At 72.1% G+C, this 16,913-nt stretch carries 12 protein-coding genes; 7 read left to right on the top strand and 5 right to left on the bottom strand.

The genetic code is table 11. The features are described 5' to 3' along the window. Nucleotides 1-84 precede the first annotated feature (84 nt). Nucleotides 85-1,881 (top strand): hypothetical protein, encoded by a 1,797-nt coding sequence (locus tag O7617_RS06050; protein ID WP_282262073.1) that lies wholly within the window; start codon nt 85-87, stop codon nt 1,879-1,881. A 96-nt stretch (nt 1,882-1,977) separates the two neighbouring features. On the opposite strand, the gene O7617_RS06045 is transcribed toward O7617_RS06050, so the two are convergent. Then, entirely contained in the window at nt 1,978-2,829 is an 852-nt protein-coding gene (locus tag O7617_RS06045) for a hypothetical protein (protein ID WP_282262072.1), read from the bottom strand. Nucleotides 2,830-2,938: 109 nt separating this feature from the next. Continuing rightward, nucleotides 2,939-4,786 (bottom strand): dihydroxy-acid dehydratase, encoded by a 1,848-nt coding sequence (gene ilvD, locus O7617_RS06040; protein ID WP_282262071.1) that lies wholly within the window; start codon nt 4,784-4,786, stop codon nt 2,939-2,941. A gap of 111 nt (nt 4,787-4,897) precedes the next feature. Here ilvD and O7617_RS06035 point away from each other — a divergent pair, with 111 nt between their 5' ends. The 4 genes from O7617_RS06035 to ilvC all read left to right on the top strand — a co-directional run bounded on the left by O7617_RS06035 (nt 4,898) and on the right by ilvC (nt 11,021). Continuing rightward, nucleotides 4,898-7,270 carry a GGDEF domain-containing phosphodiesterase gene (locus O7617_RS06035; protein ID WP_282262070.1) on the top strand — a complete coding sequence of 791 codons (2,373 nt, stop codon included), beginning with the start codon at nt 4,898-4,900 and terminating at the stop codon, nt 7,268-7,270. 187 nt (nt 7,271-7,457) lie between these two features. After that, complete coding sequence (locus O7617_RS06030) at nt 7,458-9,341, top strand: acetolactate synthase large subunit (protein WP_282262069.1); 1,884 nt, start codon at nt 7,458-7,460, stop codon at nt 9,339-9,341. Nucleotides 9,342-9,399: 58 nt separating this feature from the next. After that, nucleotides 9,400-9,915 (top strand): acetolactate synthase small subunit, encoded by a 516-nt coding sequence (gene ilvN / locus O7617_RS06025; protein ID WP_088991111.1) that lies wholly within the window; start codon nt 9,400-9,402, stop codon nt 9,913-9,915. A 92-nt stretch (nt 9,916-10,007) separates the two neighbouring features. Beyond that, nucleotides 10,008-11,021: a ketol-acid reductoisomerase gene (gene ilvC / locus O7617_RS06020; RefSeq protein WP_282262068.1), complete on the top strand. Its 1,014-nt coding sequence runs from the start codon at nt 10,008-10,010 to the stop codon at nt 11,019-11,021. 80 nt (nt 11,022-11,101) lie between these two features. On the opposite strand, the gene O7617_RS06015 is transcribed toward ilvC, so the two are convergent. Then, nucleotides 11,102-12,091 (bottom strand): hypothetical protein, encoded by a 990-nt coding sequence (locus O7617_RS06015; protein WP_282262067.1) that lies wholly within the window; start codon nt 12,089-12,091, stop codon nt 11,102-11,104. 266 nt (nt 12,092-12,357) lie between these two features. Between O7617_RS06015 and serA the strand changes: the two genes are divergently transcribed. Then, nucleotides 12,358-13,956 (top strand): phosphoglycerate dehydrogenase, encoded by a 1,599-nt coding sequence (gene serA, locus O7617_RS06010; RefSeq protein WP_282262066.1) that lies wholly within the window; start codon nt 12,358-12,360, stop codon nt 13,954-13,956. 72 nt (nt 13,957-14,028) lie between these two features. Here serA and O7617_RS06005 read toward each other — a convergent pair whose 3' ends face one another. Both O7617_RS06005 and O7617_RS06000 read right to left on the bottom strand, forming a co-directional pair. Continuing rightward, complete coding sequence (locus O7617_RS06005) at nt 14,029-14,385, bottom strand: hypothetical protein (protein WP_282262065.1); 357 nt, start codon at nt 14,383-14,385, stop codon at nt 14,029-14,031. Nucleotides 14,386-14,795: 410 nt separating this feature from the next. After that, a complete protein-coding gene (locus O7617_RS06000) occupies nt 14,796-15,638 on the bottom strand; it encodes an FAD:protein FMN transferase (protein WP_282262064.1) in 843 nt (280 codons plus the stop codon). Nucleotides 15,639-15,866: 228 nt separating this feature from the next. On the opposite strand from O7617_RS06000, the gene O7617_RS05995 reads away from it, so the two are divergent. Further along, on the top strand, nt 15,867-16,898 hold the full coding sequence (locus O7617_RS05995; protein WP_282262063.1) for a 3-isopropylmalate dehydrogenase: 1,032 nt from the start codon (nt 15,867-15,869) through the stop codon (nt 16,896-16,898). The last annotated feature ends 15 nt before the right edge of the window (nt 16,899-16,913 follow it).

Here is a 16,913-nt window from a genome sequence, read left to right as displayed (position 1 = left end):
AGCTGCGAGCAGTGTCGCGGCACGGGCCGCGTCGCGTACCCCTGTTATCGCTGCGGCCGGCGCGGCCGGCGGCGGGCGCAGCTCGTGGTCTCCGTCGCCAACCTGGACACCGGCGCTGTCGCGTCCCAGCAGGTGGTGCCCGGCGGCCTTCACCCCCACCGCGACCCGGCGGGCCGTTGGGTGGTCGACCTTGTTCCCCGGGTACGCGACCTGGCCGCCACTGTCGGCGCGGTCGTGGCCGAAGCCGACGCGCCGTCGCTGTGGCTGAGCAATGAGTGGCGACCCGACCTGCCCGCGATGCGACGACACGAGTTGGAGGCCCAGGCCATCCTGCGCGCCGACCATGTCGCCTGGCGGCTGGTGCTGGGCCGATCCACGGCCGCGCCGACCGTCGACCCGGCCGCCCGGCTGGCCCGGCTCTGCGCGTTGGCCGACCTGCTCCTGCTCGACCTGGTCGTCGAGGCCCGCCGGCACGGCGCAGGGTTCGGGTGGGCCGTCCGGTACGAGGTGCCCGGCTCCCCGGTGCCGTCCGGCTTGCCCGGCTGGTACCGGGACCTGCCGGAGGTGCTGGCTTCCACCTCCGCGACCGCCGCGCTCACCGGCCTCGCCGAGCGCGGCCTGGCGGCCGCCGCCCGACTGCTGCGCCCCGACTCGCCGCGTCCACCCGCCGACCCGGAGGTGGACGTCGACCAGCTTGAACGCCGCGTCCTGGCCGACTGCGTCGACGCGACCAACGGCGACGAACTGCCCGGGGCGCAGGCCCTCTGGCGCGACGGCCGGTGGTGGCACACGACGCTGCGCGCCGGCGCACCGGTGGAGACCTTCACGGAGCAGCCCACCGGCCAGGTGCTTCGCCGCGTGGATGTGCCGGTGACCCGCGGTTACGCACCACCCGATCCGCCCTGGCTGGGTGAGCCCGTCGACTGGCGGCCCTGCCCGGACTGCCGGCCACCCGGCCGGCTGTGTGCCTGCGACTGTCGGCTCGGCGGGCGCCCCGCCGACCCTGACTGCCCGCACTGCTGTGGCGCCGGCCTGCGCCCGTCCGCGCTGCCCTGCTTCACCTGCGGCGGCAACCACCGTCTGCATCAGACCGTGTCGGTCACCGTCACCGACCTGCGGCACCGGGTGGTGCACCTGGCCTGGGACGCCGGCACACCGGAGGTCGCCCCGCTGGTCGCCACCCAACCCGGCGGCAAACCCGTCGTGCAGCTTCCGGACCGTTACCGGCTCGGATCCTGGGCAACCCTTCTCGGCGCGCGACCCGAAGACCTCGCCGACGCCGACGGCGGGCACGAGATCGATCGGGACCTACGCGACGGGTACGTCACCCTGCCCTGGGCCGGGGCCGACCCGGTGCGGGAATACGTACGCCAGGCCGGCCGGGGTACGGCTGCCGGCCGCCTGATCGTGGTTGCCGCCCGTCCGGACGCGCCGCCGCTGCCCGAGCTGCTGCGACTCACCCTCGGCCTCGACCTGGCGCTCGTGGTGGCCGTGTGCGACCTGCGGCGGCACGCGGGTGACCCGTTACGCACCGACGGAGTGCGCTGGTCGGTGCAGGTGCAGCCGCTCGCCGCACCCGTCCGTCCCGACGACTTTCCCCACCGGCCGAGCCTGGCCGCCGCGCTCGCCTGGTGCGTCGAGTGCCTGACCGACGCCGTCGCCGCGGCCACCCCGACCGACCCGGCAGTGTCGATCCCGGTGCCCCGTTCGGGACCGCGCGACGTCGCCGACCCCGAGCCGGAACTGTTGCGCCTGGCCGCCCGGCACGCCGGGCAGGTGGTCACCGTGCGCTTCACCCGTACCGGCTGCACTGTGCACCGTCACGACGAGGACGGCGTCTGCCTCCTCGCCGAAGCCCTCGACCTGCGCGAACTCGGCTGACCCGGGATCGGCTGCCAGTGGGCGCGACGAGCGGGTGGAACGACACTGCCCGGCCGAGCGCGTCTCCGCGCCGGCCGGGCAGTGATCCGGTCCTGATCAGTTGCCGGCGGTCAGGCCCTGCAGACCCTTGAGCATCTCGGCGAAGTCGAGGGTCTCCGCCGTCGGCGGCGTCTCGACGGTCACCGGCTTGCCGTAGTCGGTGTAGTCCATCAGCAGATCGCCCAGCGGGCCCATCTTCAGAGCCGCCCGGCGGGGCCGGTACTCCTCGTCGACCCACACGTCGGTGGTGATCTCCTTGACGCCCATCTTGGTCATCTGCTGCTCGACGCCCGCCCGCAGCTTGGCGTCCATCTGCTGCAGGTGGGTCGCCACCGGGACGGTGACGGTGTAGTGGACGGTGGCCGCCCCGTTCACCGTCTCCTGCCCGACGACCTTCGTGCCCTCGGTGGCGAGCAGCGTCTTGACCTGCTTGGTCGGGTCTACGTCCTCGAACTGCTTGCCGAAGTTCATCCCCGCCTGCTCACCGGCGGCGCTCAGGTCCATCTTCATCCAGCGCTTGCCGTCCATCTCCGCGCGGTCCTCAGCCGGAATCTCGACGTAGACGACCCCGTCGATCATCCGGACGACGGTCGGGTCGCCCTTCGGGTCCTTCACCGTCATCTCGGCCTTGACCGGGTCGCCGAGGTCGATGACGCCGCGCATCTCGACCTTCTCGCCGCCGGCCGTGCCCGTCATGCTCACGGTCACCGAGTCGCTCTTGGTGGTGGCCTCGGCGGTCTTCTGCAGCGACCCCTTCAGGTCACTGGCCAACAGCTCCAGAACGCTCGGCTGCTTGGGGGCGTCGGACCCGCCGGACCCGCCGGACGTCGTGCCGCACGCGGAGACAGCGAGCGCGGTGAGCGCCGAGACCGCCACCGCCACGGACTTCTTGCCAAATGACACGTACACGCCTCTTCCCCGCGGGAATCCGGGCTCACCCCGAATTGATCGACGACAACCTAGCCCACGCGACCGACATTCGCGGACCGCGTTCAGCCGTGCCTGTCGCGAGCGGCGGTTACTCCGGGACGCGGCGGTAGGCGCCGTCGCTGGCCGAGGTGGCCATCGAGGCGTACGCGCGCAGCGCCGCCGACACCGGGCGTTGCCGGGCGGTCGGAGTGTACGGCTTGTCGCGCTTCTCCTCGGCCACGCGTCGTGCCTCCAGCTCGTCCTCCGGCACGTTGAGGGAGATCGACCGGCTGGGGATGTCGATGACGATCTCGTCGCCGTCGTGGACCAGCGCGATCAGCCCACCCGAGGCGGCCTCGGGGGAGACGTGCCCGATGGAGAGGCCGGAGGTGCCACCGGAGAAACGGCCGTCGGTGAGCAGCGCACAGGAGCGGCCCAGCCCGCGTCCCTTGAGGAAGGAGGTGGGGTAGAGCATCTCCTGCATGCCGGGGCCGCCCTTCGGGCCCTCGTACCGGATCACCACGACGTCACCGGCGACGACCTGCTTGGCGAGGATCGCGGTCACCGCGTCGTCCTGCGACTCGTACACCTTGGCGGGGCCGCGGAAGGTCAGGCAGTCGTCCGGCACGCCGGCGGTCTTCACCACGCTGCCGGCCGGTGCCAGGTTGCCGTGCAGGATGGCCAGCCCGCCGTCGGCGGAGTAGGCGTGCTCGCGGTCCCGGATGCAGCCACCAGCCGCGTCGGTGTCCAGCGACGACCACCGGTTGGTGGTGGAGAACGGCTCGACGGTACGCACGCCACCCGGCGCCGCGTGGAACAGCTCGACCGCCTCCGGCTTCGGGGAGCCGCCGCGGACGTCCCAGTCGATCAGCCACTGCGCCAGCGAGGGGGAGTGCACGGCGTGCACGTTCCGGTTGAGCTGCCCGGCCCGGTCCAGTTCGCCGAGGATAGCCGGGATGCCACCGGCCCGGTGCACGTCCTCCATGTGGTAATTCGGGGAGTTGGGCGCGACCTTCGCCAGGCACGGCACGCGCCGGGAGATCGCGTCGATGTCGGCGACGCCGAAGTCCAGCTCCGCCTCGCGGGCGGCGGCGAGCAGGTGCAGCACGGTGTTGGTGGAGCCACCCATCGCCACGTCCAGGGCGACCGCGTTCTCGAAGGCGGCCTTGGAGGCGACCACGCGCGGCAGCACCGAGTCGTCGTCGCCCTCGTACCACCGCTTGGCGATGTCCACGACGGTCCGGCCGGCCTCGACGAAGAGCGACCGTCGTGCGGCGTGGGTGGCCAGGGTCGAGCCGTTGCCGGGCAGCGCCAGGCCGATCGCCTCGGTGAGGCAGTTCATCGAGTTGGCGGTGAACATGCCGGAGCACGAGCCGCAGGTCGGGCAGGCGGACCGCTCGATCTCGCCGAGCTGCTCGTCGGTGACCGTCTCGTTGGACGAGGCGATCATCGCGTCGATCAGGTCGATCTTGCTGTGCACCACGCCCTCGATCGCCATCGTCTTGCCGGCCTCCATCGGGCCGCCGGAGACGAAGACGGTCGGGATGTTGAGCCGTAGCGCGGCCAGCAGCATCCCTGGGGTGATCTTGTCGCAGTTGGAGATGCAGACCAGGGCGTCCGCGCAGTGCGCGTTGACCATGTACTCCACCGCGTCGGCGATCAGCTCCCGGCTGGGCAGCGAGTAGAGCATGCCGCCGTGGCCCATCGCGATGCCGTCGTCGACAGCGATGGTGTTGAACTCCCGGCCCACCCCGCCGGCCTCCGCGACCGCGTCGGCGACCAGGCCACCCATGTCCTTGAGATGGACGTGACCAGGCACGAACTGGGTGAAACTGTTGGCGATGGCGACGATCGGCTTGCCGAAATCGTCGTCGGTCATCCCGGTGGCCCGCCAGAGGGCCCGGGCGCCGGCCATCGTCCGACCGTGTGTGGAAGTCCTCGACCGCAGCTCAGGCATGCATACCAGCATGACACCGCCGCCGCGAAGGCACTCCCCGGTGGGCGCCGTGTCCCAACAGATGCACACCCAGCCCCCCATGGCGCCCGCGCATCCGGCACTCTTGGAGGCGTGCATTTCCCCCCGGGCATGGTCGCTGTCGCGGTGCTCAGCGGGCTCGTCGCCGCCGTGGCCGTCGCGCTGCTGACCGTGATCGCCTGGCGGCGCACGGGGCCGCGTCGGCCGGCCCACGTGCTGCTCGCGGCCGCTGCCGGGGGAGCGTTTCTGAGTCTGCTGGTCGGGGTCATCGCCGCGCTCACCGCCAACGACCACTGGGCCCACCAACAGGGGCAGCGCACGGGCTGGGCGACGGTGGTGGCGATCGGCACGGCGGTGAGCGGGCTCGGCTTCGCCGCCGGGCTGCTCCGATTGCCCGGTGTGGCGGCGACCGCTACGGGAACGGCCCGGCTCGCCCTGGACGGGTTGGTCATGGCCGCCGCGCTGTGGTTCGTCGGCTGGGTGCTCTTCTCCGAGCCCACCCGGTTGCTCGGCGCCGCCACCCCGATGGCCTGCCCGGCGATCCTGGTCACCACGGTGAGCGCGGCGCTCGCCGCCGGGCTCGCCGTGATCGTGGTCTTCCGGGCCGCGAGCCCGCGTCGGCGGCTCGCCGCGCTCAGTGCCGGCATCACCGCCGTGACCTGCGGCGGGCTGGGCCTCAGCGCCGGGCTCTGCCAGGCCGGGCCGACGATGGCGTTGACCGGTGCGACGGTGCTCGCCGCCGGCCTGCTGACCGTCGCGTTCGCGATGCACCGGGCCGACCGGCCGGGCGAGGTCGAGTTGGACCTGATCGGTCGCGACGGCGAGTACGCGGTCGCCCCGATGCTGGCGATGGCCGCCTCGGCGATGTATCACCTCGGCCGCGACGGCCGGTTCACCGCGGCGGGCATCGTGGCCGGCAGCGTGGAGGGCTTCGCCCTGGTGGCGCGGCAATACCTCACGCTGCGCGACGTCCGGGGGTACGCGGACCGTCTGGCCGAGCGGGAGGCGCACTTCCGTGAGCTGGCGCACACCGACCCGTTGACGTCGTTGGCCAACCGGCGTGGTCTGCTCCGCGCACTGCACGAGAGTGCCGCGACGGGCACCCCCCGCGCGCTGCTCGGGCTCGACCTGGACGGCTTCAAGAACGTCAACGACATGCGCGGCCACGACGTGGGCGACGCGGTGCTGGCCGAGGTGGGCCGGCGGCTGCGCGGCAACCTGCGTCCCGGCGACGTGGCCGCCCGGCTCGGCGGCGACGAGTTCGCCGTCCTCATGCAGGGCCGTCCGGCCGAGGCGGACCGGGTCGCCGAACGGTTGCTCGGGGTGCTCAACCGGCCGTACGACGAGCCGGAGGGGCCGGTCTTCCTGTCGGTCAGCATCGGGGTGGCCGGCTGGGCCGGCGAACCGGACGTGGAGTTGCTGCTGCGCCACGCCGACCTGGCGCTGCGCTACGCGAAGCAGCGGGGCAAGAACCGCATCGAGCGCTACGACGCCACCTACGACCAGCTGCTGCGCCGACGTACGACGGTGGAGCACGAGCTGCGCGGTGCCGTCGACCGCGACGAGCTGAGTCTGGTCTTCCAGCCGGTGGCCTCCCTGCCGTCGGTGCGGCCGGTCGGCGCGGAGGCGCTCCTCCGTTGGCACCATCCCGAGTTGGGCAACGTCCGCCCGGACGAGTTCATCCCGCTCGCCGAGGAGTGCGGGATGATCGCCCCGCTCGGCGCCTGGGTGTTGCACCAGGCCTGCTACCAGCTCTCCCGCTGGCTGGCGGACGGGCACGACGTCTGGGTGTCGGTCAACGTGTCCCCGCGTGAGTTGCACGCCCCGGAGTACGTGGTCCAGGTCGCCGAGGCGCTGCGCGCTCACCACGTGCCGCCGCAGCGGCTGGTGCTGGAGGTCACCGAACACGCGGTCGCCACCGACCTGGACGAGTTGATCCGGCGGCTGACCGCGCTTCGGTTGACCGGCGTGCGGATCGCGCTGGACGACTTCGGGGCCGGCTACTCGTCGCTGGGGCAGTTGCGTCGGCTCCCGATCGACATCCTGAAGATCGACCACAGCCTGGTCGCCGAGCACGAGCCGGTCCGCCCGGTCGACCAGGACGGTCCGGCGTTCGCGCCGATGGTCGACATCGTCATGCGACTGGGGCACCAGTTGGGGCTGGAGGTGATCGCCGAGGGGGTGACCACGCCGACCGAGTTGGCCGCCGTGGTGGCCGCCGGGTGCCGGTTCGGCCAGGGCGCGCTGTTCGGCTGGGGGGTGCCGGCCGAGCACCTGGAGGCGATGCTGGAGGCGGCCACCTCACCGGGTGCGCGGCCCGCCCCGCCGCCCGCGCAACGCCGGAATCCGGGCGGGTCGGCGCAGCTCAACCCGCTTGTCGATGGCGCGTCGCAGGCCGACGCGCCGAACTCCGTCAACCAACATGTGGGATCAGTTGACTCATCGCGTGAGATGCGTCAGGCTTAGCCGCATGTCGTCGTACCGGTCGCTGCGAGTACTTACCTGAGCGCACTCTCCCTGATGAGAGTGCGCTGGCCCCGTGCATCTGCACGAGGGCCGTTTTTATTGCCATCGGAACCTGGCGAGGCGGGCCCCGCCCGTGTCGCAACGCTTGACTAGCCACCAGCCACTCCAGCCGAAGGCCAGAACCGTCATGACGAGACCCACGCCCGAGACCCTCGCCCACACCGCCCGCCGGGCCCGCGCGGCCGCCGAGCCGACCGTCGACGTCGACCCGGCCTCCGCACGCAGCGCGGTCACCCCGGCCGTTCCGGCGGTACGGCCCCCCGCTCCCGCCCAGGTCTCCGGGGCCGGCTCGCTCGTGCGGTCCCTCGAAGCGCTCGGCGTCGACGTCGTCTTCGGCATCCCGGGCGGCGCGATCCTGCCGGCGTACGACCCGCTCTACGACTCCACCGTCCGGCACATCCTGGTGCGCCACGAGCAGGGCGCCGGGCACGCGGCGACGGGGTACGCGCAGGCCACCGGCAAGGTCGGTGTCTGCATCGCGACCTCCGGTCCGGGCGCGACGAACCTGGTCACCCCGATCGCCGACGCGTACATGGACTCGGTCGCGATGGTCGCGATCACCGGGCAGGTGGCCCGTCCGTCGATCGGCACCGACGCCTTCCAGGAGGCGGACATCCAGGGCATCACCCTGCCGATCACCAAGCACAACTTCCTCGTCCAGAACGCCGAGGAGATCCCGCGGGTGCTGGCCGAGGCGTTCCACCTGGCCAGCAGCGGGCGGCCCGGTCCGGTGCTGGTGGACATCCCCAAGGACGTCCTCCAGGCGCCGACCACCTTCTCCTGGCCGCCCACGCTGGACCTGCCCGGTTACCGGCCCACCCTGCACCCGCACGGCAAGCAGATCCGGGAGGCGGCGCGGCTGATGGCCGGGGCCCGCCGGCCGGTGCTCTACGTCGGCGGCGGCGTGCTCAAGGCCGGTGCCACCGACGGGCTGCGCCGGCTGGCCGAGCTGACCGGCATCCCGGTCGTCACGACGTTGATGGCGCTCGGTGCCTTCCCCGACTCGCACCGGCAGCACCTGGGGATGCCCGGCATGCACGGCACTGTCGCGGCGGTCTACGGCCTGCAGAAGTCGGATCTGATCGTCGCGCTGGGCGCGCGGTTCGACGACCGGGTCACCGGCAAGCTGGACTCGTTCGCCCCGGACGCGACCGTGGTGCACGCGGACATCGACCCGGCGGAGATCGGCAAGAACCGGCACGTGGACGTGCCGATCGTCGGCGACGCCAAGCACGTCATCGACGAGCTGATCGCCGCCGTCACGGTCGAGCGGTCGGCGGGGCGCACCACCGATCTGGGCGACTGGTGGACGCAACTGGACGACCTGCGCGACCGTTACCCGCTGGGCTACGACGAGCCGTCCGACGGCACGCTCTCCCCGCAGTACGTGATCAAGCGCCTGGGCGAGATCGCCGGCCCCGACACGATCTTCGTGGCCGGGGTGGGCCAGCACCAGATGTGGGCCTCCCAGTTCATCTCCTACGAGAAGCCGCACACCTGGTTGAACTCCGGCGGCCTCGGCACGATGGGCTACGCGGTCCCGGCGGCGATGGGCGCGAAGGTCGGCAAGCCGGACACGGTGGTCTGGGCGGTCGACGGTGACGGCTGCTTCCAGATGACCAACCAGGAGTTGGCCACCTGCGCGCTGGAGGGCATCCCGGTCAAGATCGCCGTGATCAACAACGGCAATCTCGGCATGGTCCGGCAGTGGCAGACGCTGTTCTACAACGAGCGCTACTCCAACACCGAGCTGGGCACCCACAAGCACCGCATCCCCGACTTCGTGAAGCTCGCCGAGGCGTTGGGCTGCGTCGGCCTGCGGTGCGAGAACGCGGCCGACGTCGACAAGACCATCGCCGCCGCGATGGAGATCAACGACGCCCCGGTGGTGATCGACTTCGTGGTCGGCAAGGACGCGATGGTCTGGCCGATGGTCGCCGCCGGCACCAGCAACGACGAGATCATGTTCGCCCGCGGCGTCCGCCCGGTCTTCGACGAGGACGACATCTAGTCATGAACGAACGCACCGAGCGCAGCGAGGGCCGTGAGGGCATGAAGAAGGAGACGCAGTGACCATGCACACCCTGTCCGTGCTGGTGGAGAACAAGCCCGGCGTGCTCGCCCGCGTCTCCGGCCTGTTCTCCCGCCGCGGGTTCAACATCGACAGCCTCGCCGTCGGCGAGACCGAGAACCCGGACGTCTCCCGGATCACCATCGTGGTCAACGCCGAGTCGTCCCCGTTGGAGCAGGTCACCAAGCAGCTCAACAAGCTGGTCAACGTGCTGAAGATCGTGGAGCTGGATCCTCAGGTGTCGGTCGCCCGGGAGTTGCTGCTGGTGAAGGTGCGCGCCGACCGGGCCGCGAGATCCCAGGTGCTGGAGACGGTCAACCTGTTCCGCGCCCGGGTGGTCGACGTCGCACCGGACACGCTGACCATCGAGGCCACCGGTACTCCGGACAAGCTCGACGCGCTGCTGCGCGACCTCGAGGCCTTCGGCATCAAGGAGATGGTCCAGTCCGGGCTGGTGGCGATCGGGCGCGGCTCGCGCTCGATCACCGCCGGTCCCGCGCTACGGGCCGCCTGACCGCCACCGGTCGGCCCCGGCGGGCCTCCCGGACCCCAACCACACAGACCACGACGGGCCGCCCCGGCCGTCGTACGAAAGGGAAGTTTCTCATGAGCGTTGAGGTGTACTACGACGACAACGCCGACCTCGGCCTGATCCAGGCCCGGAAGGTCGCGGTGATCGGCTACGGCAGCCAGGGTCACGCCCACGCGCTGTCGCTGCGTGATTCGGGCGTCGACGTGGTGATCGGTCTGCCGGAGGGCTCGAAGAGCCGGCCCAAGGCCGAGGAGCAGGGCCTGCGGGTGCTCACGCCGGCGCAGGCCGCCGCCGAGGCCGACGTGATCATGGTGCTCGCGCCGGACACCGCCCAGCGCAGGCTCTACACCGAGTCGATCGAGCCGAACCTCACCGCGGGCAAGGCGCTCTTCTTCGGCCACGGCTTCAACATCCGGTACGGCCTGATCAAGCCGCCGGCCGAGGTGGACGTGGCGATGGTCGCCCCGAAGGGCCCCGGTCACCTGGTCCGCCGCCAGTACGCCGACGGCAAGGGCGTGCCCTGCCTCGTCGCCGTCGAGCAGGACGCCAGCGGCAACGCGTTCGCGCTCGCCCTCGCGTACGCCAAGGGCATCGGCGGCACCCGGGCCGGCGCGATCAAGACCACCTTCACCGAGGAGACCGAGACCGACCTCTTCGGCGAGCAGGCGGTGCTCTGCGGCGGTGCCTCGGCGCTGGTGCAGACCGGTTTCGAGGTGCTCACCGAGGCGGGCTACGCCCCGGAGGTCGCGTACTTCGAGTGCCTGCACGAGCTGAAGCTGATCGTCGACCTCATGTACGAGGGCGGCATCGCGAAGATGCGCTACAGCATCTCCGACACCGCCGAGTACGGCGACCTCTCCCGTGGCTCGCGCATCATCGACTCCCGGGTCAAGGACGAGATGCGCAAGATCCTCGGCGAGATCCAGTCCGGCGAGTTCGCCCGCGAGTGGGTCGCCGAGGACGAGGCCGGTCGGCCCAACTTCAAGAAGTGGCAGGCCGAGGGTGCGGCGCACCCGATCGAGGAGACCGGCAAGAAGCTGCGCGGCATGATGAGCTGGGTCGACCGCCCGATCACCGAGACCGCCTGACGGGCTCGACCCGCAACGGCCACCGGCGGCCGGCGATCGTGCGCTCTCCCCAGCGCGGGTCGCCGGCCGCCGGCCCTGTTTCAGCGGCTCTCGATCGTCTCGGCCTCACCGGCTGCCCGGGCGGCCTCCTCGTGCCGGCCGACGGCCTGGAGAACAACGGCCTGCGCGCGCAGCGCGACGGCCAGCCGACCGCGGTGGCGAACGGGGTCGTGCTCGACGAGCCAGCGGTAGTGCTCGATCGCCTTGGCGGCGGTCGTCACTGCCGCCTCCGGCTCGTCGAGCTCGGCGTGGCACCTGGCGATCACCAACAACAGGGCGCCGAGCGTGGGAAGGGCCCGCATCGGTTCCCACCGGGACCAGAAGACGAGCTCCTCGCGAGGGTCCGCGGCCAGCGTCAGCGCCTCGGTCCACCGGCGGTACGTGGCGACGGAGTGGGCCAGCCCGGTCACCGCTTCAAGTCGGGCGGGCATGTACCGCATCCGCGTCCAGAAGGGCAGCCCCTGAAACAGTTCGACCGCTTCCTCCCGGGCGGCAAGGGCCTCGGCCGGTTCGCCCAGCGTCGCCCGGCAGTAGCCGACCACGGTGCGGGACCGGGCCAGGTTTACCCGCTCCCGGGTGGTCAACGGCGTGCACTGTGAGAGCGTCCGGTGAGCCTGCTCGGCGAGCGTCTGGGCGTCTTCGGGAGCCTCGGCCTGGAGGTGGGTCGCCATCATCAGCTGCGCTCCGGCCAGGACGACCAGCCCGTGCCGGTCGGTCGCGTTCTCGACGTACCCGATCGCCTCCCGGCCCTGCGCGAGCGCGGAACCCACGGTGCGGTCGTCGGGGACCGAACCCTGCGCCACGAGCGCCCGGGCGAGCCCCACCTCGTACCGGCCCGGTCGGTCGCGGACCAGCCGCCGGTAGAGCGCGACCGCCTCGTCGGCGGCGGCCGTCCGCCGGCGTACGAAGTCGCGCCGGATCCTCACCTGCTGGGACCGGGTGACCAACGCCTCAGCCAACCTCGGACCGAACCGTGCGGGATCGACGCGGCTGAGCTGCCGCAGCAGGACGACACGCGCGGCGAGCAGCACGGACGCCTCCTTCAGTCGGTTCCTGGCTCCGTTTGTAGTGGGCCGACGCAACCGTTTCGGTCAGGTGAACCGCTGATGTCCGTCGCTCGACCGGGCGTGTGAGGGCCCTCACCCCACGGACCGGAACATGCCGGGCAGCGGGGCCCCTACGATCGCCTGTAGGTGCAGCAGCCGGCACCTGACGGCCACCGGCACGGATCAGCGCAGGGCGCAGTGCGGCGTCTCGCAGCCCGGGCCGATCGCATACACGACCTCTACGAGGACCGATGAATCCTGTCGTACTGATCGCCGAAGAACTCGCCCCCGCCGCCATCGAGGTGCTCGCCCACGACTTCGACGTCCGTCATGTCGACGGCACCGACCGTCCGGCCCTGCTCTCGGCGCTCTCCGAGGCCGACGCCGTCATCGTGCGAAGCGCGACCCAGATCGACGCCGAGGCGGTGGCCGCCGCGCCGCGACTCAAGGTGGTCGCCCGGGCCGGCGTCGGGCTGGACAACGTCGAGGTGCCGGCCGCCACCGCCCGGGGCGTCATGGTCGTCAACGCCCCCACCTCCAACATCGTCTCCGCCGCCGAGCAGGCCGTCGCACTGCTGCTCGCCGTCGCCCGCAACACCGCGAGCGCCAGCTCCGCGCTCAAGGCGGGAGAGTGGAAGCGGTCGAAGTACACGGGCGTCGAGGTGCAGGGCAAGACCGTCGGCGTGGTCGGGCTCGGTCGGATCGGGGTGCTCTTCGCACAGCGCATCGCCGCCTTCGGCACCCGGCTGATCGCGTACGACCCGTACATCCAGCCGGCCCGTGCGGCGCAGCTCGGCGTGCGCCTGGTCGGGCTGGAGGAGCTGCTGCGGGAGAGCGACTTCATCTCCATCCACCTGCCGAAGACCCCGGAGACGGTGGGCCTGATCGGTGAGAAGGAGCTGGCGATCGTCAAGCCCGGCGTCCGCATCGTCAACGCCGCCCGTGGTGGGCTGATCGACGAGCAGGCGCTCGCCGACGCGATCGCCGAGGGCCGGGTCGCCGGTGCCGGCGTGGACGTCTACAGCAAGGAGCCGTGCACCTCCTCGCCGCTGTTCGCCTTCGACAACGTGGTGGCGACCCCGCACCTGGGCGCCTCCACCCACGAGGCGCAGGACAAGGCGGGCCTCGCCGTGGCCAAGAGCGTCAAGCTGGCGTTGCAGGGCGAGTTCGTCCCGGACGCGGTGAACGTGCAGGCCGGCGGCGTGGTCGCCGAGGACGTGCGGCCGCTGCTGCCGCTGGCCGAGAAGCTGGGTCGGGCGTTCACCGCGGTCGCCGGTGGGGTCGCCGCCAGTGTCACCGTCGAGGTGCGCGGCGAGATCGTCGGCCACGACGTGTCGGTTCTCAAGCTCGCCGCCACGAAGGGCCTGTTCAGCTCGGTCGTCGAGGAGCAGGTCACCTACGTCAACGCCCCGCACCTGGCGGCGGAGCGCGGTGTCGAGGTCACCCTGGCCGCCCTGGCCGAGACGGCCGACCAGTCCACACTGGTCACGGTGCGTGGGGCGCTGCCCGATGGTCGTACGGTGAGCGTCTCCGGCACGGTCACCCACTCCGGGGCCCGGGACGTCCTCAAGCTGACCGAGGTGGACGGCTTCGACGTGGAGATCGGCGCGGAGGGCATCCTGCTCTTCCTGCGCTACGCGGACCGGCCCGGCGTCGTCGGCACCGTGGGCACGCTGCTCGGCGAGTCCGGCATCAACATCGCGGCCATGCAGGTGGCTCGTCGTGAGGCGGGCGGCGAGACGCTGATGACGCTCACCGTCGACCAGGCGCTCGGCGCCGACCTGCTCACCTCGGCGGCCGACTCGATCGGCGCCACGGCGGCCAGCGCCGCCGACCTGCGCGACGAGTGACCGACGGCACAGCACCATGGGGGCCCGGCGATCCGCTGGGCCCCTTGTCGTACCCGGGGGAGGTGACCCGGGTCAGCCGTGCATCCGGGCCGGCGGCGGGTAGACCGACCCGTCCTGCGGGTCGAACAGCATGAGACCGTGCTCACCGGCCAGCCGCTCGATGTCGAGCAGCACCTGGTCCGCACAGGTCGGGTGCAGGTTCAGCTCGACGTGGTCGTGGGCGGCGTGCAGTGGCGCCACGGCCCACGGGCTGTTCGGGCCGGGGTGACGGTCCGGATAGGAGGCGGTGATGGCCCGGTAGAAGCTGACCACCCTCGGGTCCGGGTATCGGTCGATGTGCCGGCCCTGTCGGCAACCGTCGACCGCTGTCCGTACGTCCTCGGGCGTCGCCCCGTCCTCCAGGGCCCACACGCTCAGATCGAAACTCACGGCGGACAGCGTGCCATCCGCCGTTCACCATGTCGAAACTGCCTCGCCGCCGGCCCAACCGTCGAATTCCGCGGACTCCGGTCACGACGGTCCGCTGTGGAGACTCTTGCGTCGAGTTGCGTCGATTCGCTAGCGTACGTACTGCGGTCACTGGCCGAGTCGAGGCACCGGCCCGTCTTCGGGTGGCGCGGTCGACGTCCGGCCCGACCGGTCCGCACCCCTCGATTGTGCGAGCCACGCGCACTCGTCGCTGACCGGCCCCCACGGTCGTTGCCGAGACCGTGGGGGCCGATCGCAAGGCCCGACCGGCCGACCATCACCGCTGACGGGGTTCACCGGTTGTGGGCGGCCGAGGTGCGAATCGGGCCGGAGCACCGCGGGGAGACGGGCTCGCTGCGACGACCTGCTGTTCAGCGTCGGTGTGCGAAGAGCGCGCGATAGTCGGAGTCGCCACGGAACCACGACAGGCCGGTGGGCCCGGCCGCGTAGAGCGCGGTGGCGTAGGCGTCGGCGATCGTCAGGTCGGGGCCCACGACGGTGGCGGAGACCAACTGGTCGGCGGGCTCGCCGGTGTGTGGGTCCACCACGTGTCCCTGCCGCCCGCTCACCCCGGAGGTGCCGATCGCACCGGCGGTCATCTCCAGCACCAGCGGCGCGCGCTCGGGGGCCGTCGGGTGGTGCACCGCGACCCGCCAGGGCCCACCGTGCGGCGCGTGCCCCCGGACGACGAGGTCCGCGCCGCTGAGTACGGCGTAGTCGTGGACGCCCGCGGCGCGCAGCCTCTCGGCGGCGCGCTCGACAGCCCAGCCGCCGAGCAGGCCGCCCGGGTCGAAGCCGCCGGGCACCGCCCAGGCGTCGAACCACCCGTCGGTGGCGGCGCGCATGGCCGTGCAGCGGTCCACCAGGTCGGCGAGGGGCGGGTACGAGTCGGGGCTGATCTCGTCTCGGCGCAGGCGGGACACCAGGCTCTCCGGCCGGTTGGGGCCGTAGGTGAGGTCGATGGCGCGAAGCTCCGCCACGCTGTCCCGCAGTGCCTCGCCGACGCCCCGGCGACCGAGCCACGCGGGTGCGTTGAGGAGGAGGGTGTACTCGGCGGTCGCGGTGCGGACGGTGTGCTGCACGGCGATCCGGCCGTCGATGGCGGCGGTCGGGTCGATCCGCTGCCGTCGGCTGCCGAGTCGGAGGTCCGGCCGACGGTTGCGGAACGCGGACAGGTCCGGCCAGCGGGTCCTCGGCTGCTCGTCGATGCGCATGGCATCTGCTCCCTCGCACGTGGCGTCGCGGCGTCGCGACCCCGATGGTCAGCAGGCCCCCGGTGACCCGCTTGGTACCACCGTAGGCAGCGGAGATGACCGCCTCATGAGTCCCAGCTGAGAGGGTGCTGTGCATCCGTGTTCCCGGATAGTGGAAGCCGCGTACCGGGAGGCGGGACAGCGACGTACCGTTGCCCGAACGGAACCGTTGAGCAGAGGAGTGCGGTCGTGGCGCGGATCGCGGTGGTGGCCGGGGATGGCATCGGGCCCGAGGTGGTCGCGCAGGCCCGCAAGGTCCTCGACGCGGTGTTGCCCGGCGTCGAAGCCACCGAGTACGACCTCGGCGCGGCCCGCTGGCACCGTACCGGAGAGGTGTTGCCCGACTCCGTGCTGGCCGAGCTGGCCGGGCACGACGCGATCCTGCTCGGCGCGGTCGGCGACCCCACGGTTCCGCCGGGTGTGCTGGAGCGGGGTCTGCTGCTCAAGCTCCGGTTCGCCTTCGACCAGTACGTCAACCTCCGCCCGTCCCGGCTCTGGCCCGGGGTCGCCGGCCCGCTCGGCAACGTGAAGCCGGGAGAGGTCGACCTGGTGGTGGTGCGGGAGGGCACCGAGGGTCTCTACGCCGGCGCCGGTGGCTCGCTGCACCGGGACACCCCCGCCGAGGTCGCCACCGAGGAGAGCCTGAACACCCGGCACGGCGTGGAGCGGGTGATCCGCGACGCGTTCGCCCGCGCCGGCCGCCGGGAGCGGCGCAAGGTCACTCTGGTGCACAAGACCAACGTGCTCACCCACGCCGGGTCGCTGTGGGCGCGCGCCTTCGAGGCGGTCGCCGCCGAGCACCCGGACGTCGCCACCGAATACCAGCACGTCGACGCCGCCGCGATGTTCCTGGTCACCCAGCCGCAGCGCTACGACGTGGTGGTCACCGACAACCTCTTCGGCGACATCCTCACCGACATCGCCGCCGCCGTCACCGGCGGGATCGGGCTGGCCGCCAGCGGCTGCATCAACCCCGAGGGGGCGTACCCCTCGATGTTCGAGCCGGTGCACGGCTCGGCGCCGGACATCGCCGGCCAGGGCGTCGCCGACCCCGTCGCCGCCGTGCTCTCCGCGGCGTTGCTGCTGGAGCAGTTGGGGCACGCCGAGGCCGCCTCCCGGGTCAACGCGGCGGTCGCCGTCGAGCTGGCCGGTCGTACCCCGGGCGTGTCGCTGCGGACCGAAGAGGTCGGCGACCGGCTCGCCGCCCACGCCGTAGCCTGACCATCCCGGCGTCGG

Source organism: Micromonospora sp. WMMD1155, from assembly GCF_029581275.1.
Taxonomy (GTDB): domain Bacteria; phylum Actinomycetota; class Actinomycetes; order Mycobacteriales; family Micromonosporaceae; genus Micromonospora.
This window is presented reverse-complemented; position numbering and strand designations above follow the sequence as displayed.

Coding starts and splice junctions, on each gene's coding strand:
- O7617_RS06030 (WP_282262069.1), top strand. CDS start 7,458: ATGACGAGACCCACGCCCGAGACCCTCGCCCACACCGCCCGCCGGGCC.
- ilvD (WP_282262071.1), bottom strand. CDS start 4,786: ATGCCTGAGCTGCGGTCGAGGACTTCCACACACGGTCGGACGATGGCC.
- ilvC (WP_282262068.1), top strand. CDS start 10,008: ATGAGCGTTGAGGTGTACTACGACGACAACGCCGACCTCGGCCTGATC.
- serA (WP_282262066.1), top strand. CDS start 12,358: ATGAATCCTGTCGTACTGATCGCCGAAGAACTCGCCCCCGCCGCCATC.
- O7617_RS06000 (WP_282262064.1), bottom strand. CDS start 15,638: ATGCGCATCGACGAGCAGCCGAGGACCCGCTGGCCGGACCTGTCCGCG.